At 37.3% G+C, this 25,527-nt stretch carries 23 protein-coding genes and 1 riboswitch; of the genes, 5 read left to right on the plus strand and 18 right to left on the minus strand.

Going from position 1 to position 25,527, the window contains the following annotated elements; all coding sequences use genetic code 11:
• The coding region (locus WFK35_RS03865) for an NAD(P)-dependent oxidoreductase (RefSeq protein WP_336731436.1) at nt 1–534 on the minus strand (534 nt) is incomplete at its 3' end.
• 97 nt (nt 535–631) lie between these two features.
• On the opposite strand from WFK35_RS03865, the gene WFK35_RS03870 reads away from it, so the two are divergent.
• A complete protein-coding gene (locus WFK35_RS03870; RefSeq protein WP_336731438.1) occupies nt 632–991 on the plus strand; it encodes a hypothetical protein in 360 nt (119 codons plus the stop codon).
• Here WFK35_RS03870 and WFK35_RS03875 read toward each other — a convergent pair.
• The 4 genes from WFK35_RS03875 to WFK35_RS03890 form a co-directional block, all read right to left on the minus strand.
• On the minus strand, nt 981–1,508 hold the full coding sequence (locus WFK35_RS03875; RefSeq protein ID WP_087708285.1) for an acyl-CoA thioesterase: 528 nt from the start codon (nt 1,506–1,508) through the stop codon (nt 981–983). The two genes, WFK35_RS03870 and WFK35_RS03875, sit on opposite strands and share 11 nt — an antisense overlap.
• On the minus strand, nt 1,496–2,269 hold the full coding sequence (locus WFK35_RS03880; protein ID WP_336731439.1) for a hypothetical protein: 774 nt from the start codon (nt 2,267–2,269) through the stop codon (nt 1,496–1,498). The genes WFK35_RS03875 and WFK35_RS03880 overlap by 13 nt, the downstream gene beginning before the upstream one ends.
• 247 nt (nt 2,270–2,516) lie before the next feature.
• Nucleotides 2,517–4,634, minus strand: a complete 2,118-nt coding sequence (locus WFK35_RS03885; protein WP_336731440.1) for a TonB-dependent receptor — start codon at nt 4,632–4,634, stop codon at nt 2,517–2,519.
• Between the two features lie 319 nt (nt 4,635–4,953).
• Entirely contained in the window at nt 4,954–5,724 is a 771-nt protein-coding gene (locus WFK35_RS03890; RefSeq protein ID WP_336731441.1) for a WG repeat-containing protein, read from the minus strand.
• A gap of 304 nt (nt 5,725–6,028) precedes the next feature.
• Between WFK35_RS03890 and WFK35_RS03895 the strand changes: the two genes are divergently transcribed.
• The 4 genes from WFK35_RS03895 (at nt 6,029) to WFK35_RS03910 (ending at nt 14,287) form a co-directional block, all read left to right on the plus strand.
• Entirely contained in the window at nt 6,029–8,812 is a 2,784-nt protein-coding gene (locus tag WFK35_RS03895; protein ID WP_336731442.1) for a bifunctional aconitate hydratase 2/2-methylisocitrate dehydratase, read from the plus strand.
• A 312-nt stretch (nt 8,813–9,124) separates the two neighbouring features.
• Nucleotides 9,125–11,395: an aconitate hydratase gene (locus WFK35_RS03900; protein WP_336731443.1), complete on the plus strand. Its 2,271-nt coding sequence runs from the start codon at nt 9,125–9,127 to the stop codon at nt 11,393–11,395.
• A 110-nt stretch (nt 11,396–11,505) separates the two neighbouring features.
• Nucleotides 11,506–12,000 (plus strand): hypothetical protein, encoded by a 495-nt coding sequence (locus WFK35_RS03905; RefSeq protein WP_336731444.1) that lies wholly within the window; start codon nt 11,506–11,508, stop codon nt 11,998–12,000.
• Nucleotides 12,001–12,067: 67 nt separating this feature from the next.
• On the plus strand, nt 12,068–14,287 hold the full coding sequence (locus WFK35_RS03910) for an outer membrane beta-barrel protein (RefSeq protein WP_336731445.1): 2,220 nt from the start codon (nt 12,068–12,070) through the stop codon (nt 14,285–14,287).
• A 418-nt stretch (nt 14,288–14,705) separates the two neighbouring features.
• Here WFK35_RS03910 and WFK35_RS03915 read toward each other — a convergent pair whose 3' ends face one another.
• From WFK35_RS03915 to panB, 13 genes are all read right to left on the minus strand, one after another.
• A complete protein-coding gene (locus tag WFK35_RS03915; RefSeq protein ID WP_336731446.1) occupies nt 14,706–15,416 on the minus strand; it encodes a HesA/MoeB/ThiF family protein in 711 nt (236 codons plus the stop codon).
• Between the two features lie 418 nt (nt 15,417–15,834).
• Nucleotides 15,835–16,953 (minus strand): 2-iminoacetate synthase ThiH, encoded by a 1,119-nt coding sequence (gene thiH, locus WFK35_RS03920; RefSeq protein ID WP_336731465.1) that lies wholly within the window; start codon nt 16,951–16,953, stop codon nt 15,835–15,837.
• A gap of 10 nt (nt 16,954–16,963) precedes the next feature.
• The gene (locus WFK35_RS03925) at nt 16,964–17,740 is read right to left on the minus strand and encodes a thiazole synthase (protein ID WP_336731448.1); all 777 of its coding nucleotides are present in this window, start codon (nt 17,738–17,740) and stop codon (nt 16,964–16,966) included.
• 31 nt (nt 17,741–17,771) lie between these two features.
• On the minus strand, nt 17,772–18,392 hold the full coding sequence (locus WFK35_RS03930) for a thiamine phosphate synthase (protein WP_336731450.1): 621 nt from the start codon (nt 18,390–18,392) through the stop codon (nt 17,772–17,774).
• Between the two features lie 117 nt (nt 18,393–18,509).
• Nucleotides 18,510–19,253, minus strand: a complete 744-nt coding sequence (locus WFK35_RS03935; RefSeq protein ID WP_336731451.1) for a hydroxymethylpyrimidine/phosphomethylpyrimidine kinase — start codon at nt 19,251–19,253, stop codon at nt 18,510–18,512.
• Nucleotides 19,229–19,813, minus strand: a complete 585-nt coding sequence (locus tag WFK35_RS03940) for a thiamine phosphate synthase (RefSeq protein ID WP_336731453.1) — start codon at nt 19,811–19,813, stop codon at nt 19,229–19,231. The genes WFK35_RS03935 and WFK35_RS03940 overlap by 25 nt, the downstream gene beginning before the upstream one ends.
• Nucleotides 19,810–21,621 (minus strand): phosphomethylpyrimidine synthase ThiC, encoded by a 1,812-nt coding sequence (gene thiC / locus WFK35_RS03945; RefSeq protein ID WP_336731454.1) that lies wholly within the window; start codon nt 21,619–21,621, stop codon nt 19,810–19,812. The genes WFK35_RS03940 and thiC overlap by 4 nt, the downstream gene beginning before the upstream one ends.
• 12 nt (nt 21,622–21,633) lie before the next feature.
• The gene (gene thiS, locus WFK35_RS03950) at nt 21,634–21,840 is read right to left on the minus strand and encodes a sulfur carrier protein ThiS (RefSeq protein WP_336731455.1); all 207 of its coding nucleotides are present in this window, start codon (nt 21,838–21,840) and stop codon (nt 21,634–21,636) included.
• A gap of 57 nt (nt 21,841–21,897) precedes the next feature.
• A riboswitch (TPP riboswitch) is annotated at nt 21,898–21,998 on the minus strand.
• Nucleotides 21,999–22,584: 586 nt separating this feature from the next.
• Entirely contained in the window at nt 22,585–22,962 is a 378-nt protein-coding gene (locus tag WFK35_RS03955) for a hypothetical protein (RefSeq protein WP_336731456.1), read from the minus strand.
• A gap of 14 nt (nt 22,963–22,976) precedes the next feature.
• Nucleotides 22,977–23,564: a glycoside hydrolase family 19 protein gene (locus WFK35_RS03960; RefSeq protein WP_336731457.1), complete on the minus strand. Its 588-nt coding sequence runs from the start codon at nt 23,562–23,564 to the stop codon at nt 22,977–22,979.
• Nucleotides 23,565–23,661: 97 nt separating this feature from the next.
• The gene (locus tag WFK35_RS03965; RefSeq protein ID WP_336731459.1) at nt 23,662–24,339 is read right to left on the minus strand and encodes an RluA family pseudouridine synthase; all 678 of its coding nucleotides are present in this window, start codon (nt 24,337–24,339) and stop codon (nt 23,662–23,664) included.
• Between the two features lie 3 nt (nt 24,340–24,342).
• On the minus strand, nt 24,343–24,672 hold the full coding sequence (locus WFK35_RS03970) for a hypothetical protein (protein WP_214587572.1): 330 nt from the start codon (nt 24,670–24,672) through the stop codon (nt 24,343–24,345).
• Entirely contained in the window at nt 24,672–25,487 is an 816-nt protein-coding gene (gene panB / locus WFK35_RS03975) for a 3-methyl-2-oxobutanoate hydroxymethyltransferase (protein WP_076393737.1), read from the minus strand. The genes WFK35_RS03970 and panB overlap by 1 nt, the downstream gene beginning before the upstream one ends.
• Between the last annotated feature and the right edge of the window lie 40 nt (nt 25,488–25,527).

The following is a 25,527-nucleotide window of genomic DNA, read 5'->3' on the forward strand; positions in this document are numbered from 1 at the left end:
AAATTCATCCGAAAGATCCGGTAGAATATCATAAAAAATCACGGTACAGCCAAAACCAGAAAGTCTTTTTGCCGTAGCTTTTCCCATATTTCCGTAACCGATGAGTCCGACTGTTTTTCCCAACAGTTCATCACCTCTGTTTTCTTCCCGAAGCCAGATGCCCTTTTTCACTTCCTGAGAAGCGATAAAAAGCCGGTTCATTAAAATCAGCAACATCCCGACAACGTGTTCTGCCACAGAATCCCTGTTTCCTTCCGGAGAATTAATCAGTTGAATTCCCAGTTTTTCAGCCACCGGAATGTCTATATTTTCCATTCCCGCTCCTACTCTTGCAATGAATTTCAGATTTTTAGCTTTTTCTAAAAAATTCTTGTCCAAAGGAATTCTGCTTCGGATGATAATTCCGTCATATTGTTCAATTTTAGCACAAACCTCATCATAAGAAGAGCTGAAATCTTCTTCCAGAATAAAGTTTTTAGCTAAAAGCTGTTCGGTAATTAAGGGGTGGTTTTTATCGAGGAGTAAAATTCTCATGGAAGACATAATTCTTTATATTTGCTGATGCAAAGGTAAGATTCAAAGTTTTAGAAACCGCTTTTGTGAAATAGAATTTTTCAATTTTTCCATCAAAATGAAATTATATAAAGTCATTTTCAGTTTCTCCATTTTACTGTTTTTGGGTTACTTAATTTTTTTAGCGGTAAAATTTTCTTCAATTCATGAAACGATTCCAATTCACTATTCTTCTGAAGGTGCAGATGGTTTTGGGAGTAAAATTTTTCTGTGGTTTGAAGCAGCAATTAATGCCATCATTTTAATTTTTATTGGTTTAATCTTACTCTTTCCTGAAAAAATGTTCAGAAAAACGGATGAATATTTAGAATCATCATTGGAAGCAGCAATAAAAAACCGACAAATATTTCTGTCGGTTCTATCTGTATTGATAACTGTAGTATTCTGTGGATTGTCTTTGAAAGAAATTATGCCGTAGTATCTTCTTGGAAAAGCTTTTTAAGCTCAATAGATTCAGAGGGTTTCATTCTTCCGGAAAGAATCAGGGAAAGTTCTTTTCTTCTCAGTGCTGCTGCATATCGTTCTTTTTCAAGATCTGTTTCAGGTTCCATATCAGGAATTGGAATCGGTCTGTTGAACTCATCTACTGCAACGAAGGTATAAATTCCTTTGTTGGTCTGAATTTTTTTATGATTGATCGGATCATCCAACCAAACATCTACATAGATTTCCATTGAGGTGGAAAAAGCTCTGGAAACTTTGGATTCCATCACAACAATTCCTCCTTCCGGAATCGGATGGTCGAATGAAACGTGATTTACGGATGCCGTTACGACTCTCCTTTCGCAATGTCTTGTTGCGGAAATTGAAGCACATCGGTCCATTCTTGCCAACAATTCACCTCCGAAAAGGTTTCTCAATTGGTTCGTATCATTCGGAAGTACAATATTCGTCATCACCGTCAGAGATTCTGACGCCTTTTTTATTTTTGCCATTTCGTTGTCTTAGTGTTGTTTTGAGTTGCTGGAACTTTTGCCGCGTTCTGCACGGCGGGCTGAATGGTTTTTGGTGCTACAGAATCTTTCTTTAAAGAATCTGCAACCGGAACCGGAGTTATTTTTGGCTGAACTTTTACCGTATCCTGAATTCTGTGGGTTTTTGTCTGTACAGAGATATTCGCTTTATCAAAAGATTTTTCTCCGAAAAGAAGTTCCTGTTGCGTGTATGCTACGTATACGATTCCTAAAATCGGGATGATAACCAGAAAAGCCCAAAGAATAGATTTATTAAACCGATAATCTTTCTCAGTATTCAGAGAAGTTGCTAACGGAATATTTTTATTGCTGATATCAGAAATCTTAATTTCTTCAAGACCATAAAAATCCGGATGATCTGATTGTAGTCTGTTTCCTTTGAAATGTGTTTTGCCGTCTTCTACAAACAGCACTCCCAATCCCTGAATTTCAAGGGTCTGATCTGCCTGCAGTTTTTTCTTCCAAAAATCCGTCTGAATCTGAAGATCTGTTTTTGAAGCTTCCAAAGTCATCTGTTTCTGCCCCGCAATAAAAGATGCCAAATCATCAGACTTCACCTCATAATCGGGAGTGTAGACGATTTTGCTTGCAGGAGGAAGAATGCTCCCATTTTCGGAATTGATAATGGCTTTGGAATTTTCCAAAGAAAAAATGCCAAAATCCGGAACAATAACGGTCCCGAATTGTTTCAAATATTCTAAAATGTAAGCTGAAATATTCATTTGGCAGCAAATTTATGACTTTTCCGCGACTTTTTGAGAGATTTATTGATGATGAATTTATGTTTAAAATTATTAGATATATGAATTATATTTTGGGATGAAACCAATTTTACAGAATTTAATTTTGAAAACACGCCAAATTCCGTTCCTATTGATTTTAAAACTGAAAAACAATAAAAAAGACTGCCGAAGCAGTCTTAAATCTAACTTTACATTCTATAGTTAATCTTAAATATAGCCTGACTGTTTACTGAATTTTCCAGCTGATCCCAAACATAAAATTTGTTCCTGCCTGAGAAAAATAATACGGAGAACCGTCATAAACAGCTCCGTTGTTCACATACTTTTTATTGAATAAATTATTCACCAAAAGCTTCAGAGCAATCTCGTTATTTTTAATTTTAAACTGGTACTGCGCATTAAAATCGGTTAAAAAATAATCTTTAAGCTGTAAATTTTCATCTTGCGAATTATCCAGATATTGTTTTCCGACATACTGATTTATTAATGCAAACTGGAAATTCTGTGTCGGATTGAATTTCAAACCTAAATTGGCAATCACATCCGGAGAAAAAGAAATCTGTGTATTTCCGAGATCTTTAACGCCTGTTTCTGTTTCTACTTTAAAATCTAAATTTCTGTTGTTGCTGAAACTCACATTTCCGGAAAGTTCCCACTGTTTGGAAAGCTTTGCCAAAGCTCCAAGCTCAATTCCGCTTCGGTAGCTTTTTCCGGAATTCGTTCTGATGAAAGCCCCCACATTATTCAGTTCGCCATTTAAAACCAACTGATTCACGTAATACATATAATACAAGTTCGCGGTAAAAGACACTTTTCCGAACTGCTTTTCTACTCCGGCTTCGAAATCATGCAGCTTTTCAGCCTTTACTTCATTGTTTGCCAACAGATCATCTCTGTTCGGTTCGCGGTGTGCATGAGCATAGGAAACGAAAATTTTTCCTGCTGAAATTTTATAATTGATTCCCGCTTTGGGATTAAAGAACAGCCAGTTTTTATTTAAATCAGCGCCTTCTCCATCTCCTGCCGTGATGATTTTTGTATCATAATCTACATTTCTCAATTGTAGGTCTCCGAAAAATTCAAAATCATTCATTCTTACCAGTGCTTTGGCAAAACCTGAAACTTCGTTTTTCACAGAGCGGTTTCTGTAATATTCATGTTCATCAATTTGAGGAAGAAAAACGCCCGTTACATTTCCGAAATGTCTTCCGTAATATTGATTGGCAACGGCTCCGAAGTTCACATCTACAGCTCCTAATTTTCCGTAAAGCGTGGAAACAACTCCGTAGAAGTCATTATCCAGCCATTTTTTTCTGATGAAATCTGTTCTCGTCAAGGTTTGAGAACCGTTGATGAAGTTAGGAAGATTATATTTAGAAAATTTAGCGTCCTGCTTATAGTTTTCATAATATCCTTTTCCTTTGGTGTAATGTACCGTTGTTTCTAAATTCCATCTTTCATTGAATTTCTGTTCCCAAAGCAACTGATAATGGTTCTGTCGGTAATTATCCGTTTCATTATCATAAAATCCGACGATGTTTTCCCAGTTCGAATCGTAAATTGCTCCCGAATAATTAAATTTAGGATCGGTTTCCCATGTTTTCCGGTCGATTCCGTTCCAAGCCTGATACGTTTTTTCTTTTCCTCCGAAAGCCATCAAACGAATTCTTGTATTTCCTTGCTCATACAAAGCGGTCAGATTGTAAGAATTTAATTTTGAAAAAGCGCGGTCTATATATCCGTCAGAATTAATGTGGGTATATCTTCCCATCACAGAAAGACGATTCCCCCATAATTTTCCTGAGCCTATTTCCGCAGAATATTTATAGGTGTTGAATGATCCGTAACTGTCGTCTGTTTTAAAATAAAACTTCTCTTCAGGATCTTTGGAAAGCACATTAATGCTTGCTCCAAAAGCCGCAGAACCATTATTGGAAGTTCCCACCCCTCTCTGAATTAAAATCTGTGATGCCGAACTTGTAAGATCCGGAACATTCACGAAAAATGTCCCCTGACTTTCGGAATCGTTGTACGGAACGCCATTCATCATGACATTGATGGCACTTCCCGCAACGCCACGAATCCGGAATCCTGTATATCCCACTCCGTTTCCGGCATCTGAAGTTGAAATGATGGAAGTCTGATTCTTCAGTAAAATCGGGAGATCTTGTCCTAAATTTCTGCTGTCCAGATCTTTCTGAACATTGATGATTTCTTTGGCAACAGGAAGTCTTTTGGTAAAATTAACAGCTTCAATTTCCCTTACTTTCAGGGAATCGGAATTCTGCGCCTGTAAAAAAGCGAAAGAGCCAACGGTAAGCCCTAAAAAAAATAATCCTTTCATTCTATAAATCTTTAAAATTTAATGAATAAAAGGGGCGGATTATGATGAGTAATTAGTAATCGGTAATAAGTAATATGATGAGGATTACTCATTGCTCATTACCTATTGCTCATTTTTAATTTCCCTAAACAGCATTACCCGTTCCAGGTTCATTGGGTATAATCTCAGCTTGCTACAGCACCCCTTTATTTCAGCCGCGAAATTACGAAAAAATTACCAACTCTGGGAAATTACGTTTTTCAGCCTATTTTTTCACCAAGATCATTTTGATTAAAGGTTTGTGCTATTGGTGAAAGATTGTTGAAATTCGTGTTTAAATCTAATAGGTCTTATTCTGCGAATCTACATAGTAATAATTCTTACTGTCTTTTGAAACCTCGAACATTTTACCAAGCTTCCAGCTAAAATTTCGTTTAATATCATAATATTCAAACGGAATAATCACCTTTCCATTTACATCTACCACTCCGAAAACATTATTTTTTGAAGCAATAATCATGGGATTGGCAACATCATCACCTTCTAAAATAAAAAGATAGTCGTATTGAGGATAAATTTTAAACTGCTTGTAGTCATAAGGATTTTCGAACGTCGCTTTTTCGATGATTCCGAAAAAACCATTCATCGTATATACCTGAAAAAGCTGCTGAACATACTCTTTGTGAGGACATTTTGCCAGATCAGATTGCTTAAACTGATACACTCTTTTTCCTGTTCTGTCTACCCGGTAAGAAATTTCATCTTTTTCTACCGTCGCATAATCTGCAGTCCCGAATTTTCTGAGTTTTACATTAGGAGAATTTAAAAGATTACAGTCTTCGTAGAAAAATACCGCAATATGATATTCCGGCTGAATGATAAATTTTCCTTTCTGGTTCACATATCCGAATTTGCCGTCCTGTTTTTTCGGAATTAAAAGCGGAAGCTCTTCGTTGATGATGGGAAAATCACTATTCAGCTTTGCCTTTTCTGATAATTTTTTAACCGCAGTTTTAGAACCTGTCTTCGAAGGCAATTTCTTCACTGTTTTAGCCTGAGAAAAAACAAAAACCGAAATAAAAAGGAATAAAACAGAAGCTACATTTTTCATAATCATCAATTGTTTGCAAAAATATCGCCAAAAATAGAAAATATAAAATACATATTTATAAAGAATCTAAATAATTTAAACTTGAAAAAATTGTAAAATTCCGTAAATTTGGGCACGTTTTCAGGCATTTATTATGACAGACGTCTTAAAGAAGTCATTTTTAATATACTATCTAAAAATTTCAGCTTCTTGCTTAGATCAAATAAACAAAAAATAATAATTCTGCCGGAAAACACACGATGATAATCTTCCTTGGATTAAGATTGATTATCATCCGATTAAGATTGAAAAGATTTCTATTATTATGAATATTTATCAGGATTACATCCAAGAGATTGAAGAAAGAAAAACTCAGGGGCTTCATCCAAAGCCGATTGACAGTGCAGAATTATTAAGCGAGATCATCGCACAGATTAAAGATACAGCAAACGAATACAGGGCTGATTCTCTTAATTTTTTTATTTACAACACGTTACCCGGAACCACGAGTGCAGCTGGTGTAAAAGCTAAATTTTTAAAGGAAATTATTCTTGGTGAATCTGTAGTAGAAGAAATCTCTCCGGTTTTTGCTTTCGAATTGTTATCCCACATGAAAGGTGGAAAATCTATCGAAGTATTGCTGGATCTGGCTTTAGGAAACGACGAAAATATCGCAAGACAGGCTGCAGAAGTACTGAAAACACAGGTTTTCCTATATGAAGCAGATACAACCCGTCTGAAGGAAGCCTTCAATATCGGGAACGAAATTGCAAAAGAAATTCTGGAAAGCTATGCAAAGGCAGAATTCTTCACAAAACTTCCTGAAGTTGCTGAAGAAATTAAAGTGGTTACTTTCATCGCAGGGGAAGGAGATATTTCTACCGATTTACTTTCTCCGGGAAATCAGGCACACTCAAGATCAGACCGCGAATTACACGGAAAATGTATGATTACGCCTCAGGCGCAGGAAGAAATTAAAGCTTTACAGGCAAAACATCCGGATGCAAGCGTAATGCTTATCGCAGAAAAAGGAACAATGGGAGTTGGTTCTTCGCGTATGTCCGGTGTAAACAACGTTGCACTTTGGACGGGAAAACAGGCAAGTCCTTATATTCCTTTCGTAAATATTGCTCCTATTGTTGGAGGTACTAACGGAATTTCACCAATTTTCCTTACCACAGTAGACGTAACCGGAGGTATCGGAATTGATCTTAAAAACTGGGTAAAGAAAGTAGACGAAAACGGAAACGCTGTTCTTAACGAAGAAGGAGAACCTATTCTTGAGCAGACTTATTCTGTTGCAACAGGAACGGTTTTAACCATCAATACGAAAGAGAAAAAATTATACAACGGAGATCAGGAACTTATCGATCTTACAAAATCTTTCACTCCGCAGAAAATGGAATTCATTAAAGCGGGTGGATCTTACGCCATCGTATTCGGTAAAAAATTACAGACATTCGCTGCTGAAGTTTTAGGCATCGAAGCTCCGGTTGTTTTTGCACCTTCTAAAGAAATTTCTCACGAAGGACAGGGGCTTACTGCGGTTGAAAAAATCTTCAACAGAAATGCAGTGGGAAAAACTCCGGGTAAAATCTTACACGCAGGTTCTGATGTACGTGTGAAAGTAAACATCGTAGGTTCTCAGGATACTACAGGTTTAATGACGGCTCAGGAACTGGAATCTATGGCTGCAACGGTAATTTCTCCGGTAGTTGACGGAGCTTATCAGTCCGGATGCCACACCGCTTCAGTTTGGGATAAAAAAGCACAGGCGAATATTCCTAAATTAATGAAATTCATGAACGAATTCGGTTTGATCACTGCACGTGACCCGAAAGGTGAATATCATGCAATGACAGACGTTATTCACAAAGTTCTTAACGATATTACCGTAGACGAATGGGCAATCATCATCGGAGGAGATTCTCACACGAGAATGTCTAAAGGAGTTGCTTTCGGAGCAGATTCAGGAACTGTTGCTCTTGCTTTGGCGACAGGAGAAGCATCAATGCCAATCCCGGAATCTGTAAAAGTTACATTCAAAGGAACCATGAAAGAGCATATGGATTTCCGTGATGTGGTTCATGCAACTCAGGCTCAGATGCTGAAACAGTTCGGAGGAGAAAACGTATTCCAGGGAAGAATTATTGAAGTTCACATCGGAACACTTCCTGCAGATCAGGCATTTACCTTCACAGACTGGACGGCTGAAATGAAAGCAAAAGCTTCCATCAATATTTCTGAAGATGCTACTTTAATCGAGTCTCTGGAAATTGCGAAAAGCAGAATCCAGATCATGATTGATAAAGGAATGGATAACCACAATCAGGTTCTTCAGGGATTAATTGACAAGGCTAATAAAAGAATTGAGGAAATCAGATCCGGTGAAAAACCAGCTCTGACTCCGGATTCCAATGCTAAATATTACGCTGAAGTTGTTGTAGATCTTGATGCCATCGTAGAACCGATGATCGCCGATCCGGATGTAAACAACGAAGATGTTTCTAAAAGATATACGCACGATACCATCAGAGATTTAACGTATTACGGTGGTGAGAAAAAAGTAGATCTTGGTTTCGTCGGATCTTGTATGGTTCACAAAGGAGATTTAAAGATTGTTTCTCAAATGCTTAAAAACATTGAAAAACAAAACGGTACCGTAGAATTTAAAGCTCCGCTTGTGGTGGCTGCTCCTACCTATAACATCATTGATGAATTAAAAGCTGAAGGCGACTGGGAATTTTTAGAGAAATATTCAGGTTTTGAGTTTGACGATAATGCTCCTAAAGGCGAAGCTCGTGTTGAATATAAAAACATGATGTATCTAGAAAGACCGGGATGTAACCTTTGTATGGGGAATCAGGAAAAAGCAGCAAAAGGAGATACGGTTTTAGCCACTTCTACCCGTCTTTTCCAGGGAAGAGTGGTTGAAGATTCTGAACGTAAAAAAGGAGAATCTCTATTAGCTTCAACTCCGGTAGTTGTACTTTCTGCGATCATGGGAAGAATTCCAAGCATCGATGAGTATAAAACAGCGGTTGAAGGCATTGATCTTACTACTTTTGTTCCTTCGATTAAAGAACTTACAAGTACAAGCGCTCACTAAAAAGCTTACAAATAAGCCGTAAAGGCTGTTTTAACAATTTATAGAATTGAAAGATTTTACTCGTAAAGATGTAGAATCTTTCAATTTTTTATTTAGAATCTTTCCATTTAAAGATTTGCAAAAATTATTTTAACTTAGATCAATCACAAAAATTTTATTTTTTCTTAACTTGAAGGTTGGAAATTTCAGAATTATTTATCATTTTTTATCCTTTTTAAAAGCATACAGGAATAGAATTTGATAATTTAATGATGTTAATTTATTTAATAGCAAAGAGCAAATAATTAAAACAGAAGAAAAATAAATTCAGATATGACTTTTGATATTGATATGATCAAAAAAGTGTACGAGCGTTACCCGGAAAGAATTGCTGCGGCAAGAAAAGTAGTGGGAAAACCTCTTACCCTTTCAGAAAAAATCCTTTATACCCACCTTTGGGAAGGAAATGCAACACAGGCACACGAAAGAGGAAATTCTTATGTAGATTTCGCACCGGACAGAGTAGCGATGCAGGATGCAACGGCACAAATGGCACTGCTACAGTTTATGCAGGCAGGAAAAGCAAAAGTGGCTGTTCCTTCAACCGCTCACGCCGATCACCTTATTCAGGCAAAAGTAGGTGCTGACAAAGATTTGCAGGAGGGAATTAACAAAAACTCTGAAGTTTTCAATTTCCTAAGTTCAGTTTGTGATAAGTACGGAATCGGTTTCTGGAAGCCGGGAGCCGGAATCATCCATCAGGTTGTACTGGAAAACTACGCTTTCCCTGGAGGAATGATGATCGGAACAGACTCCCATACCGTAAACGCAGGAGGTTTAGGAATGGTTGCCATCGGAGTTGGTGGTGCAGATGCAGTTGACGTAATGGCAGGAATGGCTTGGGAACTTAAAATGCCGAAATTAATCGGGGTAAAACTAACTGGTAAAATGTCGGGCTGGACTTCCGCAAAAGACGTGATCTTAAAAGTGGCAGGAATTCTTACCGTAAAAGGAGGAACAGGCTGCATCGTAGAATACTTCGGAGAAGGGGCTGAATCTCTTTCTGCAACAGGAAAAGGAACCATCTGTAACATGGGAGCTGAAATCGGAGCAACGACTTCAACCTTTGGATATGATGATTCCATGAGAAGATATCTTTCGTCTACCGGAAGACAGGATGTTGTAGATGCGGCAGATCAGATTGCAGAACATTTAACAGGAGATCCTGAAGTGTATGCAAATCCTGAACAATATTTTGATCAGCTAATTGAAATTAATCTCTCTGAACTGACTCCTCACTTAAACGGACCTTTCACTCCGGATTTGGCTACGCCTGTTTCTGAATTCAGAGCAAAAGCAGAAGCCAACGGATGGCCTTTAGAAGTAGAATGGGCATTGATTGGTTCTTGTACCAATTCGTCCTACGAAGATTTATCAAGAGCAGCTTCTATTGTGGAAGACGCAGTAGCAAAAGGAGTAAAACCAAAAGCTATTTTAGGAATTAATCCGGGTTCTGAGCAGGTGAAATTTACCGCAGAAAGAGACGGATTTTTAGATTCATTCAGAAAGTTTGAGAATGCAAGAATCTTTACCAATGCTTGCGGTCCTTGTATCGGACAATGGGACAGAGAAGGCGCTGAAAAAGGTGAAAAGAATTCAATCATTCACTCTTTCAACAGAAACTTTGCAAAAAGAGCAGACGGAAATCCAAATACGCACGCTTTCGTAGCTTCTCCCGAAATGGTAGCGGCCGTTGCAATTTCAGGAAGACTGGATTTTAATCCGATTACCGATACTTTAACCAACGAAGCCGGAGAGCAGATTAAATTAGACGAGCCTAAAGGTTTTGAATTACCGGAAAAAGGATTCGCGGTAGATGACAATGGTTATCAGGCGCCTTCTGAAGACGGATCTTCTGTTCAGGTAAATGTAAGCCCAACTTCAGACAGACTTCAGTTGCTTGAAGAATTTCCGGCTTGGGACGGCAAAAACATTACGGGAGCAAGACTTTTAATAAAGGCTTTTGGAAAATGTACCACCGACCACATTTCTATGGCAGGACCATGGCTGAAATACAGAGGTCACCTTGATAATATTTCAAATAATATGTTGATCGGAGCAGTTAATGCGTTCAACATGGAAACCAATAAAGTTAAAAATCAGCTGACAGGAGAATACGGAGAAGTTCCTGCTGTACAGAGAGATTATAAAGCCGCAGGAATTCCATCCATCGTTGTGGGAGACCAAAACTACGGGGAAGGTTCTTCAAGAGAGCATGCTGCGATGGAACCAAGACATTTGGGCGTAAAAGCTGTTTTGGTAAAATCGTTTGCAAGAATTCATGAAACCAATCTTAAAAAACAGGGAATGTTAGGAATTACTTTTGCCAATGAAGCAGATTATGATAAAATTCTGGAAGATGATGTGATCAACTTCCTGGATCTCGATCAGTTTGCTCCGGGAAAACAACTGACTTTAGAATTCATCCATTCAGATGGTACGAAAGATATTGTGATGGCAAACCATACCTACAACGATCAGCAAATTGACTGGTTTAAGGCAGGTTCTGCTTTAAATCTGATAAAACAACAGGAAAAAAATTAATTGTTAGATCTAATTAATCATTAAAAAGCAACTTCAGATTGAAGCTGCTTTTTGTTTTATATTGATTTAGTTTATTTTTAGGCTTAAAAAAATAACTGTAAAACTGATTTATGAAAAAACTTTTACTGCTTTTATCGTTTCTTCCTGTACTCTCTATCGCTCAGGAAAACAACGAAGTAAAAATTAATGCCTTTGGAATATTTAAATCAAGAATTGATATTGGATATGAGCGAATTATTAATTACAATGCCGGAATAGGAAGTTACTTTATATACCAATGGAAAGAAAAATATACAGTTATGCCATATTACAGATTTTACACGGATAATGATGGTATTGCAAAAGATTTTTTTATTGAAGCATTAGCTATTTACAACAGATACAAATATTCTCCGCTTGACGACAATGGTCAGACTTTAAATAATGAGAAATGGGGATCATCTTTAGGAATCGGAGCCGGAGTTGGAGAAAAATATGTATTTCTATCAAATATCTTTGTGGAAGCTGGTCTGGAAGCCGGAATTGTTAAAAATTTATCTGCTTCAGACAGAGATCAGTACGGCGGATTATTCCGCCTCTTTATTTCAGCAGGGTATAGATTTTAAATTTAAGAGAATAAAAATGTAACAAAAGTACTTTTTTCGATGTCTAATAGAATATCAGAAAGACATTATGAAAAAAGCGATTATTGCGTTATCACTTTTGGGCAGCATCTCATCTTTTGCTCAGGAAAAAGTTAATAGCCAAGCAACCAAAGAAAAACAAATTGAAGGAGTAACCATTACCAAAACTAAAAAAGCCGTTGAACAGAAAGCCGACCGTACGATTTTCGATTTTTCGGAACAGCCACAGCTTAATAACGGAAACGTTCTGGAAGGCATCAAAAAACTTCCCGGACTGGTTTCTACCGATATCGCAGGAATGATGTATCAGGGAAAAGTTCTGGATGTTTATTTGAACGGAAGACCTTTGAACATTACTTCCAATGAGCTTAATTCTTTTCTTGAAGGAATGCCCGCCAATTCTGTAGACCGAATTGAAGTGATCACACAGCCCGGTGCAGAATTTCCAGCTACTTCAGGAGGCGCTATCATGAATATTATAACGAATAAGAATGCGAATAAATATTTAACGGCAACGTATTCCGGAAATTATTCTTTTACGAATTATGATAAATTCAGAAGCAGAACAAGCAACTCTTTAAATCTGAATGCGAGAAATAAAATTTTCGGATGGCAATTGAATGTTGGGCAGAATTACCGTGAAAGTATGCTGAACAGCAATCAGGACAATCTGATGTTAAGCAATACGGACAGAGTGGGAAGAGGATATTTTGCAAAATCCGGGCTTACTTTTGATCTCGGACAGGACAGATTGCTTTTAAATTATGATATTTACCATAATAACAATGATAATTATACAGTCAGCAACGGACTTGCAGATCTTCCTTATTATCTGAATCCGAATATTATCAGAGAAGGAAAATTTTCCAGTTTTGATGCAGCTCACACCGACAATTTGAGACAGGAAGCTGTAGTAACGTATCAGAAACGTTTTACGGAAAAATCTCAGAAGCTGGATTTTCAGTTTGGTTTTACAAAATCCGACAGTAAATTTATTCAGGATAATATTTTTACAGATGTGGTTTATACCAACCCTGTTGAAAATAGTCCCACAATTCCTTTTTCAAATAAGCTGAACAACAAATCGGATATGGAAATCGCCAATTTTAAGGTAGATTATTCTCAGCCTTTAAAGATTTTGGACGGCGGAAAAGTAAGTTTGGGAGGATTGTACGAGCATCAGAATTTTGATACGGAAAGCAAAGGAATCACGAATTTAGAATACACCAGACAAACAACAGCAACTTATCTGGAGTTTCAGGCTAAGCTGAAAAAGTTTGATTTTATTTTGGGAACACGTGCTGAAAATTATGATATTTCCGGTGTTACAAGATATTACAACAACAAAAATCTTATTGAGGCAGATCTCCTTCCTTTTAACAAGTTTAAATTGTTCCCGAACGCAAGTGTTCAATATAATCTGATGAATCAGGTGTATGTAGCGGCGAATTATAATAAAAAGATCAATTTGCCGAGCATTTCTGCCTTAAACCCGAACAATACCACATTTCAGGGACCCAATACGCAGGTAACAGGAAATCCGAATCTTCAGCCAACGATTTTTGACAATTATGAAATAAAAATTTCAGCTTTCGATTATGCATTTATCGGATACAGTGTAAGTTCAGCGAAAAATCAGGTAGCGCAGATCATCAGAAAAGATGGAAAAAATCTGTTCAACGAGCAGATTAATATTTCTGAAATGAAAATCCACAATTTCAATGTCGGATTACCGGTTCCTTTCATGATTTTCAGCAAACCGCTGAGCGAAATTATGAAGTTTAATTTCAATCCGGATAAGATCAACTTCATGTACATTTACGCAGGTTATCAGAAGCATGACATTGACAATCTGAACAATAAAGGATTCTGGATTCTGAATCTGATGACGCAGATCATTTTACCGAAAGAGATCAAATTAACCGCAAATTACAGTTATCTCACTCCAAAAGCAGGGTATTTTTATTTCACCGCAGAAAAACCATTCAACAATTCTGTGGATCTTACGCTTACGAAGAAATTTATGGACAATCGTTTGACGGTTTCTGTTTTTGCCAATGATATTTTCAACGGACAATTGATGCAGGTTCGCTCGAATCCGCCTTCCGGAGAAACAGTTATGCTGAGAACGAAATACGACTCAAGAAATTTCGGATTATCGGTTAATTACAAAATCCCGACGAAGAACAAATTGGCAAAAGAAGATGCAAACATCCTGAATCAGACGAAGAAAGATGAAAATGGCGGTGTGATGCAGCAGGGACAGTAGTTTTTTTTCTAAACACTAATTGCACAAATGTTTTGCACAAATTTCACGAATAATTTTGATTTATAATGATTAAGCAAAATTGAAACTAATAAGTATTTATTTTATCAATAGGAGCGGACTTTAGTCCGCTTTTTTATATGCACCAAAGAAAGGCTTTAGCCAAAACCTAGAACATTTGTACGATTTGTGCAAAAACATTTGTGTCATCAGTGTTTAATTGATACGAGTGGAATTTAGCCCACTTTTTTTATACCCCAAGAAAGGCTTTAACCAAAACTTAGAATATTTGTGCGATTTGTGCAAAAACATTTGTGTCATTAGTGTTTAACCGATACGAGCGGACTTTAGTCCGCTTTTTTTACGCCCCAAAGAAAGGCTTTAGCCAAAACTTACAACATTTGTGCGATTTGTGTTCAAGTTAAAAATCAACAGTCTGAAAACGCCAGTTCAACGTATCAATCAATGTTAACTGATTCAACTGCAATGGCAAATCTGTAATAATTTTCAAAGCTAAATTCGCCATCATGCTTCCTACAATTCCGGGTAATGCTCCTAAAACGCCCAAACTGTCACAATCCGGAAGTTGTTCATCAAAAGGCGGTTCCGGAAAAACATCTCTTAAATTTTTACTGCCATTATAATTAAAAATCGCAGCCTGCCCTGAAAAACCCAGAATACTTCCATACACCAAAGGCTTTTTTAGTTGTACACAAACATCATTAACTAAATATCTCGTTTTAAAATTATCGGAACCATCAATAATGATATCAAATCCGGAAATCAATTCTTCTGCGTTTGATTCATCTATTTTTTGTTCAATTCCGATGAATTTAATTTGATGATTTAGATTTCTGACAAACATTTTGGCGCTTTTTACTTTAGAAATTCCGACCGTTTTTTCATTGTGAATAATTTGTCGGTTTAAATTATGGATTTCCACCTCATCAAAATCCACGACCCCCAAAGTTCCTACTCCTGCAGCAGCCAAATATTGAATAACAGGACTTCCCAAACCTCCGGCTCCGATTACCAAAACTTTAGAATTCATTATTTTTCTTTGACCTTCCAGACCGATTTCTTCTATGAAAATCTGTCGGCTGTATCGAGCAAAAATGTCTTCTTTTTTCATTACAATTTTTATTTTTTAACTACCTGTTGTGCATCTTGGAAAATAATTTTAATCCATTAATTGTTAAATATATCTACTTTTTGTTTTACTTTTATAAATGAAATGCCTTTGTTTATCTTTCATTAAAGATTGCTTTATTTTAAAAAACTTTGTTTAACCTTGCGATAAAATTTAAACGCTAAGAAAGACAAAGAGTAGATTTTAATTGCCTGGAACAAAGATAAACGAAAGCGTTTCACTTAATTTAGAAATACAAAGATTCAAAATGCACAATTGTTTTTTTAACTATTAAGATCTATTTATGGAATGAAGTTTAGTTAAGGCAATATTTAAATATTTTAAGAATATCTCATCCTCTTATTTTCCTGCAAAAAGCTTAATTTTTCTAAACTTCTTAAATAAATCTTAATGGTTCAAATTAAATTCCGCTATAAACCACATCCCAGTCTTTCATTACAGGATCGTAGCCTGATTTTTTAATGATATTTTTGATTTCCTCCATGCTTCTTTCATCGCTGGTTTCGAATTGCTCCAATGATTCCTTATCCACTGCATAACCTCCCGGATTGGTCTTGGAAGCAGCACTCATCGATGTTGCGCCCAATGAAATAATATTATTTCTGAATTTTTCGTTTTCTCTCGTGGAAATAGAAATCTCCAAATCTTCATTCCAGATTCGGTAAGCGCAAATGAGCTGTAATAAATCTCTATCGGACATAATGAAATTCGGTTCAATAATTCCTTCCGCAGGTCTGAGGCGCGGAAATGAAACTGAATATCTGCTTTTCCAGTATTGTTTTTGAAGATAATCGATGTGTAAGGCGTTGAAAAAACTGTCTATGCGCCAATCTTCAAGTCCCAATAAAACACCGAGTCCTATTTTATGAATTCCGGCTTTTCCAATTCTGTCGGGTGTTTCCAGTCGGAAGTCAAAATTCGACTTTTTTCCTTTCGGATGATATTTTTTATAAACTTCCTGATGATAGGTTTCCTGATAAACCAAAACTGCATGTACTCCTGATTCATGAACCCGTCGGTATTCTTCTTCCGATAAAGGCTGAACTTCAATCGAGATATTCGCAAAATGAGGCTTTAAAAGCTGAATGGCATTCAGAAAATAATCTATTTCGACCGTTTTATTGGCTTCACCGCTTACCAGCAAAACATGATTCACGCCCATTGATTTTAAAACGGAGGCTTCAATCAGAATTTCGGTATCAGAAAGTGTTTTTCTTTTAATGGAATTATCCAGACTGAAACCACAGTAAGTACAGATATTCTGACATTCGTTACTCAAGTACAACGGCGCATACAACTGAATGGTTTTTCCGAAACGCTTTTGGGTAAGCTGTTGAGCCATTTTTGCCATTGCTTCCAGTTTTTGAGCCGCAACCAGCGACAGAAAATTCAAAAAATCGTCAATGGTTTTATTCTTTTTCTGAAGACTTTTTTCAACATCAGTTAACGTTACTTTTTCAAGTTTCGTTTTTACCTCATCCCATTGGTATTTTTCAAAAAAATCTTTAAAACTCTTCATCATATTTAATTTAATCAAATAAAAAGGCAGTCAGCGGACTTGATGCTTCTGCGTGATGTGAAATTGCGCCCAAACCGGATTCAAAAGCTCTTCTTCCTGAAATCACCCCTTCTTTAAACGCCAATGCCATATTTACAGGATTCTTCGCCACCGCAATGGCTGTGTTTACCAAAACCGCATCGGCTCCCATTTCCATTGCTTTTGCCGCGTCGGAAGGTGCACCAATTCCCGCATCTACCACAACCGGAACATTGCTTTGAGCGATAATAATTTCCAGAAAATCCAGTGTTTTTAATCCTTTATTGGTTCCGATCGGGGCTCCTAAAGGCATGACAACGGCTGTTCCTGCATCTTCGAGACGTTTGCACAGGACAGGATCTGCATGAATGTAAGGCATCACAACAAATCCTAATTTTGCCAGTTCCTCTGTTGCATACAATGTTTCAACAGGATCGGGTAACAGATATTTCGGATCGGGATGAATTTCCAGTTTTACCCAGTTGGTTTCCAGTGCTTCTCTTGCCAACTGCGCCGCCAAAACGGCTTCTTTGGCAGTTCTTGCTCCTGAAGTATTGGGTAAAAGGTGAGATTTTGTAGGTTTTAACGCGCTTAAAATATCGTCTTCCGAAGAATGAGCATCGATTCTTTTCAAAGCCATGGTTACCAGTTCGCTTTCAGAGGCGATGATAGAATCCGTCATTTCCGACAGGCTTCCGAATTTCCCTGTTCCTAAAAACAATCTCGATTCAAAGATTCTGTCGGCTATTTTTAAAGGTTGATTTTTCATATTTACTTTTTAATTTAGATGTTTTTAAGATTTAACTGAATTCTAAAATGTTTCTGAATTCTCTAATTACGGAAGGCTGACTGGTAATCTGTCCGGAAACAGCAACACCATAAATTCCGATTTGCTGTAACTGTTGGATATCCTCAAAAACTACTCCGCCAATGGCAAAAATTTTTGGAATCTCAATCGATCTTTCTTTTAAGTTATTGATGATTTCATGATAACCTTCAAATCCTAATATCGGACTTAATTGTTCTTTGGTAGAAGTAAATCTCAAAGGGCCTAATCCGATGTAATCGCAGCGTTCGACCATTCTCTGAAGAATATCTGAAAAAGTATTGGCTGTTCCTCCGATGATTTTATTTTCTCCCAAAATGTATCTCGCCTTTTCTACTGACATATCTTTCAGTCCGAGATGAACTCCTTCCGCATCAACGTCTTTTGCGATCTGAACATGATCGTTGATGATACAAACAGCCTGATAATCTGCACATAATTTTTTTGAAATTTCACTGAGTGTGATGAAATCTTTTTCGCGTGTATTTTTCCAGCGAACCTGAATCCATTTTGCGCCATAATCAAGAGCTTTCCGGATGTTCTTTTCCTGAACTTCTAAAGATGAACCCTGAGAGATATATTGTAATTTTTCCATTTTTTTAATTTTGATTTTAACGCTAAGAGCGCTAAGATTTTTTTTGACTACTAAATGTTTTTTAAGTTCGCAAAGGCGTTTCACTTAGCAAAGACCACAAAGTTTTAATATTAATTTTCAGGAGTGAAATCCTAACAACATCTGATTGCTTGTTAAAAATTTTTCGATGTATAATTTTCCTTTTCGACAGGCATTTTCTAAGTTTTCTTCGTTTGCTAAATGACTTGCAATTGCGGAAGAAAGTACGCAGCCTGAACCGTGTTTCGGATAAAAAATAGAGGTTGTATTGTTGGGTTCGATTGAAATTTCTTTTCCATTTTCCCATAAAATATCTGTCCCGATTTCATCTTCCCGATGTCCGCCTTTTATTAATACGGAACATCCATTTTCTGATGGTTGAAAAAGATGATGTTCTTTCAAAACGTTGTACTCATAATAGTTGGGTGTAATTAAATCAATCTGGTCTAAAACATTTTTTACATCTGAAATGGTATTCAGATCAAAAAAGGAAAATTCTGATGTACTTTTTAAAACCGGATCCCAGACGATTTTTACTTCAGGATTAATCGATTTAAGCTTTTTTACAATCTGAGCTAAAAATTCCGCATCTTTTACCACTCCGATTTTCACCGCTTCAACTTTATACTTTTTCATTAAAACATCGGTCGCTGATAAAATTTCATCTATCGGCTGCCATTGAAGCGTATAAAATTCGGACTCTGTTTGTAAAGTCATTGCTGTACAGACAGCCAATCCCTGAACTTTTAACTGTTCAAATGTTTTAATATCTGCCAATACACCGGCTCCGCCACTTGGATCGAAGCCGGCAATGCTCATTACGAAAGGACGCTCTTTCTGCATTTTTTGAAAATATCTAAAGGTTCATTACTTTCCCATATTGCTCCTAACAGAGCCACTCCGTCTACTCTGCTGTTGAAAACTTCGCTGATATTATTTTCATGAATTCCTCCCAAAGCAATCAGTTTTACGTTTGAATTATTTCGTTTTTTAATCTCATATAAAATATTCGAGTTTTCTCCGTATCCTTTTTTTGAAATACTCGGAAAAACCGGACTGATAAAAGCATATTCCCAATCTTCAGATAATTCATTAAAAGTCTCAATATCATGAACAGAAGTTGAAATTGTTTTATCTGTGAAAGATTTGAATAAATCATTCCGTCTGTCAATTTCTCTGAAATGAAATCTTGAAATATTAAAATTTTCAGCTAAATCATAATGACTGTGCAAAACCAATTGGTGATGAAATTCAGAATGTATGTTTTGGATAAAATCTTTATTTTCTTTCGAATTGATGAAGGGTTTTCTGATGTGAAGCAAATCCAATCCTTCTTCAAATAATGCATTGATGATTTCAGTTTCATTCTGAACCAGTTCTTCAGGAGTGATTACAACGATCATATATAAATTTCCTTTCCTTTTTCGATGAATTCCTGCGATTTATCCAGCATTCCCTGTTCGGCAGATTCCCGGATTTCCTGGGTAATTTTCATGGAACAGAATTTAGGTCCGCACATCGAACAGAAATGGGCTACTTTTGCTCCGTCTGCAGGAAGTGTTTCATCGTGATAAGATCTCGCGGTTTCGGGATCCAAAGAAAGATTGAACTGATCTTCCCATCTGAATTCGAATCTGGCTTTGCTCAACGCATTGTCTCTGTATTGTGCTCCGGGATGTCCTTTTGCCAAATCTGCAGCATGTGCAGCCAGTTTGTACGTAATCACTCCCACTTTTACATCTTCTTTGTTCGGAAGTCCCAAATGTTCTTTCGGCGTAACGTAGCACAACATGGCACAACCAAACCAACCGATCATTGCCGCTCCGATTCCTGAAGTGATGTGGTCGTAACCCGGTGCAATATCTGTTGTTAAAGGTCCCAAAGTGTAAAACGGAGCTTCATCACACACTTCCAACTGCTTCTCCATATTTTCTTTAATCATATGCATCGGAACGTGACCGGGACCTTCGATCATCACCTGAACATTGTGTTTCCAGGCAATTTTAGTTAATTCACCTAAGGTTTCAAGCTCTGCGAACTGCGCTTCGTCATTGGCATCGGCAATTGAACCTGGACGAAGACCATCACCCAAAGAAAAGGCAACGTCATATTTTTTCATGATTTCGCAGATTTCCTCGAAATGTGTGTATAAGAAGTTTTCTTTGTGATGAAATAAGCACCACTTTGCCATAATTGAACCTCCTCTGGAAACAATTCCTGTCACCCGTTTTGCTGTTAAATGAATGTATCTCAGTAAAACTCCTGCGTGGATCGTGAAGTAAGAAACGCCCTGTTCTGCCTGTTCGATCAAGGTATCTTTAAAAATCTCCCACGTTAAATCTTCTGCAACGCCTTTTACTTTTTCCAATGCCTGATAAATCGGAACGGTACCAATGGGAACCGGACTGTTTCTGATGATCCATTCTCTGGTTTCGTGGATGTTTTTCCCGGTTGATAAGTCCATAATGGTATCTGCGCCCCATCGACAAGCCCAGACTGCTTTTTCCACTTCTTCTTCAATGCTTGATGAAACAGCACTGTTTCCAATATTCGCATTAATTTTAACTAAAAAATTCCGTCCGATAATCATCGGTTCGCTTTCGGGGTGATTAATGTTGTTGGGAATGATTGCTCTTCCGGCTGCGATTTCGTCTCTTACGAATTCAGGTGTGATTTTATTCTTTGGCGTTTTTGCACCAAAACTGTTTCCCGGATGCTGGAAAGCCATGTCTTTTGAAACAGAATCCAACTGCTCAATTCTTTGATTTTCCCTGATGGCAATGTATTCCATTTCGGGAGTGATGATGCCCTGTTTTGCGTAGTATAATTGGGTAACTTCTTTTCCTTCTTTGGCTACTTTAGGTTTATGATTATATGAAAATCGCAGTTGATCTAATTTTGAATCCGAAAGTCTGGCTTTTCCGTATTCAGAAGTAATTCCATCCAGAATTTCCACGTCATTTCTGTCTAAAATCCATTGTTCGCGAATTCTTGGAAGTCCTTTTTCTATATTGATCTCAAAATTTTCGTCGGTATAAGGTCCTGATGTATCGTAAATGGTAACAGGAGGATTTTCATCCATTTTTCCATTGCTTAGTTTTGTCGGACTGAGCTGTATTTCGCGCATTGCTACATGGATCGGGTGAATTTTCCCTTCAACATAGATTTTTTTTGAGTTTGGAAACGGTGAACGTGTGATGTTATGAGCCATAAAAATATTTTTTTAACCACCCTGAGTGGCTGTGATAATTAAAACTGAATCTTTGTCGTTGAGGAATGTTTCCGCCCAGAATGACTGCGGAATAATACGGTTGTTGAGTGCTACAGCAATTCCTTTTTTCTTTTCAGGTAATTCCATAGCAAGAAGTGCTTCCAGATTTTCGGGAGGTTTTTCGAACTTTTTTGTCGTGTGATTGATTGTGATCTCCATTCCTAAATTTTTTAAAACACTTTAGGAATGCCCATGATTGTACAGTAGAATGTACAGCAAAGTCATCTCACTTTTCCCTACGCTAGTATGATCTAGAAATCAGGTTCAAAGGGTAAATTCTCAGCCCGTCTGTTCAACGGACACCCCTAAAGTATGGGACGAAGTTAGACATTTTTTTGAAATGGGCAAAATTTTGTGAGGGAGGGAAGTCGGAAGTCTTTGATTTTGCTAATGACAAAGATGCTTTAATTTTAACGCAAAGAATTCTTACTAAGACTTCTTAGTTTAGTAAGCAAAGGCAAATATATTTGCTGCGCGAAGCTTGGAAAATATTCTTTTTTGGATTGATTTTTTAATTTTAGCTGACTGATTTTGTGGATAGTGCAGAGGTTTTGATTTTAACGCAAAGAGTCTTATTAAGACTTCTTAGTTTAGTAAGCAAAGGCAAATGAATTTGCGGCGCGAAGCTTGGAGAATATTCTTTTTGAATTGATTTTTAATTTTATATCTCGCTGATTTTGAGGATTGTGCAGATGTTTTTGATTTAATTCAAATGCTGAAAACAGGTACGGCAATCTAGTCGCGATTGAGCGGCATGTCTGAGCTCTTTTAGAATTTCGGCGGTGGCTTCGCCACCGCCGAAATTCTAAAAAGCGAGTAGCGAAAGCGGGAAACAACTTCCAAAAATAAAAAAAGACTATCTCACATGATGAGGACAGCCTTTAAGTGATCGCATTTAGAGAATTAACAGCCACACATTCCTTTCCTAGAATAGTGATAGCCCTTTTTCTTATATATGATTTTTATTGAATAGATTTTATTTTCAATGCAGGATTCTCCGTCTTTTACCGACTTGGTTTCGCGGATGTAAATTTTATAGGTTTTGTTTCCGAACGCTTCAGGATATTCTTTTGTTCCTTTGATGGAAGGAAAAATTTCATCTTTTCCGTTAAAATTGAATAAAGCGCCTTCGTCTTCGGATAAATTGGCAACCGGATTATTCTTCCCATCGATATAACAGCCTGCATGCATTTTAGGATCTTTCAGATCATGAAGAACAGGTTTTTGGGCAGAGAAGTTATTGATTAAAAGAAAAATGACTAAGAATAATAGATTTTTCATGGCAATTGTTTTAATTAAAGAAAATAGCTTAATCCTGCTTTGTAACGGTTAAGTCTGTCGGGCAAGCCGTTGTATCCTCCGTTAATGGCTTTTGTGATCTTTTTAAAAGCAACAAGATTATTTCCGGTATCAATACTTTTGGTAATATCAATCTGATCTGCCAAAGCATTCAGGTTTCGGGTGTTCCAAAACCAGCCCGCGCTTTCTGCTGCGTTTTTGAGCTGAGCAGCATTGCATTTCGTAACATTTTTACCTCCTAAGAGCGTAGGATTTGTCACAAAATCAGTTCCTAAAGCCAGTGAAACGGCTTTGTAATTTGCTCTTCCTGTAATCTGAATAAGCCCCCTTCCTTTAAATTTTACACCATCTCCTTTCTGTGTATTTCCTAAATCTGCTCTCCCTTCATAAGCGCTTCCGCTCGCGAGTTCTTCGGTGTAAAACAATCCGCCGCTTTCGTGACCGACCTGTGCAAGAAAGTTAAGCATTCGTGAAGGCGTGTTAATGGAAAATTTATCACATGTTGCTATAACGTACGGTAAGAATTGCGAAGCATATGCAGTTTTTGAGCAGGTAGCTTCTTTAAGTTGTCCCAATGTAAGCATGATTATTGTTCTTTAGATTGATAGTGTAAAACTATTTCTAAAAAACAATAATCATTACAGTAAAATCCCTGTTTTTGGGTAAGTGTTTTTACGGAAATTATTCTTCGCAGGCTCTCCAAACGGCATCATTTTGCGGAACAGGAGCCGTAATTTCAATTTTTTCCTTTGTAACAGGATGGATGAACTCGAGTTTTCTGGCGTGAAGATTAATTCCGCCATCGGGATTGGAACGCGGCGAACCGTATTTCAGATCGCCTTTAATGGGAACTCCTGTTTTTGACAACTGTGCTCTGATCTGATGATGTCTTCCTGTTTCAAGATCAATTTCTAATAAAAGATAATTATCCAAAGTTTTGATAACGTTGTACGTAAGAATGGCTTCTTTTGCGCCTTCAGTTGCTTTTGGAAAAACAATGGCTTTGTTATTTTTTTCGTTTTTCTTTAAATAATGAACCAGTCTTTGGGTTTTGGGAATCATCTCTTTTGCGACAACTGCCCAATATGTTTTTTTCACTTCACGGTTTTTCACCATCTGCGTGAGACGGGACAGTGCTTTGGAAGTTTTAGCATAAATCACAAGGCCTGAAGTCGGTCTGTCTATACGATGAACCAAACCGAGAAATACATTTCCCGGTTTGTCATCTCTTTTTTTTATAAAATCTTTAATTAATTCCAATAAAGAATCATCGCCGGTTTTGTCTCCCTGTACAAGCTGTCCGACTTTTTTATTGATGACGAGAAGATGGTTGTCTTCATAAACAATCTGTTCCTCCATGTTCTACTGACGGTAATTGGATCGGTTGGCAAAAGAAATAATTACCCCTGCCAAAAGGCCGATGGTTTTCATTCCTGTAAGATTCGATTCATAAGGTAAAAATGCACCGATAATGCAAAGTGCTGCAGCGGCATACATCGGATAAACAAATTTCCTGTTGAGCAATAAAGGAGCCTGTAAAATGAAGCTTACTCCTACGATGATGTAAAATATCTTCTTGGAAAGAAGTTCATTAATATCCGGAGAAAATAGCTTAAACCATCCCACCGCAAGGCAAACTACGGCAAGAATAGAAATAACACCTTGAATGGTCTGAAGTTTCTGATGATCCATTAATAACTTTCGTTTTGGTTAGGAAATTCCTGAGTCTTTACGTCTTTCACATATTGCGCAACCGCTCCGGTAATTTCTGTATACAAATCCAGATATCTTCTTAAAAATTTCGGGCTGAATCCTTTGTTCATTCCCACCATATCATGATACACCAAAACCTGTCCGTCGCAATGCGCACCGGCTCCGATTCCGATGGTTGGAATAGAAATAGATTCCGTTACTTTTTTAGCTAAATCTGCCGGTATTTTTTCTAAAACTACTGCAAAACATCCTAATTCTTCTAAAAGCTGTGCATCTGCAATTAATTTTTCTGCTTCTGCTTCTTCTTTGGCTCTTACTTTATATGTTCCGAATTTGTAGATCGATTGTGGTGTTAATCCCAAATGTCCCATTACAGGAATTCCTGCATTGATAATTTTTTTAATTGATTTTGAAATTTCTTTTCCTCCTTCAATTTTTACTGCATGAGCTCCGCCTTCTTTCATCATTCTTACGGCAGATTCCAAAGCTTTTTCGGGATTACTCTGATATGTTCCGAAAGGTAAATCGGCAACCACCAAAGCTCTGTCGGTTCCTCTGACTACACTTTGAGAATGGTAAATCATCTGATCCAGAGTAATTGGCAATGTGGTTTCAAAACCTGCCATTACGTTTGCCGCAGAATCTCCGATCAAAACCGCATCAATTCCTCCCGCATCCACCATTTTCGCAGTGGTATAATCGTATGCCGTAAGCATCGTTATTTTTTCCTTGTCGAATTTCATTTTACGCAAGGTTTCAGTTGTAACTTTTTTAATTTCAGAATGAACAGACATAATGTATCTATTTTTTAAAAGTTAAAAGTCGGCATTTAGC

Origin of the sequence: Chryseobacterium sp. VD8 (genome assembly GCF_037149975.1) — a bacterium.
Taxonomy (GTDB): Bacteria; Bacteroidota; Bacteroidia; order Flavobacteriales; family Weeksellaceae; genus Chryseobacterium; species Chryseobacterium indicum.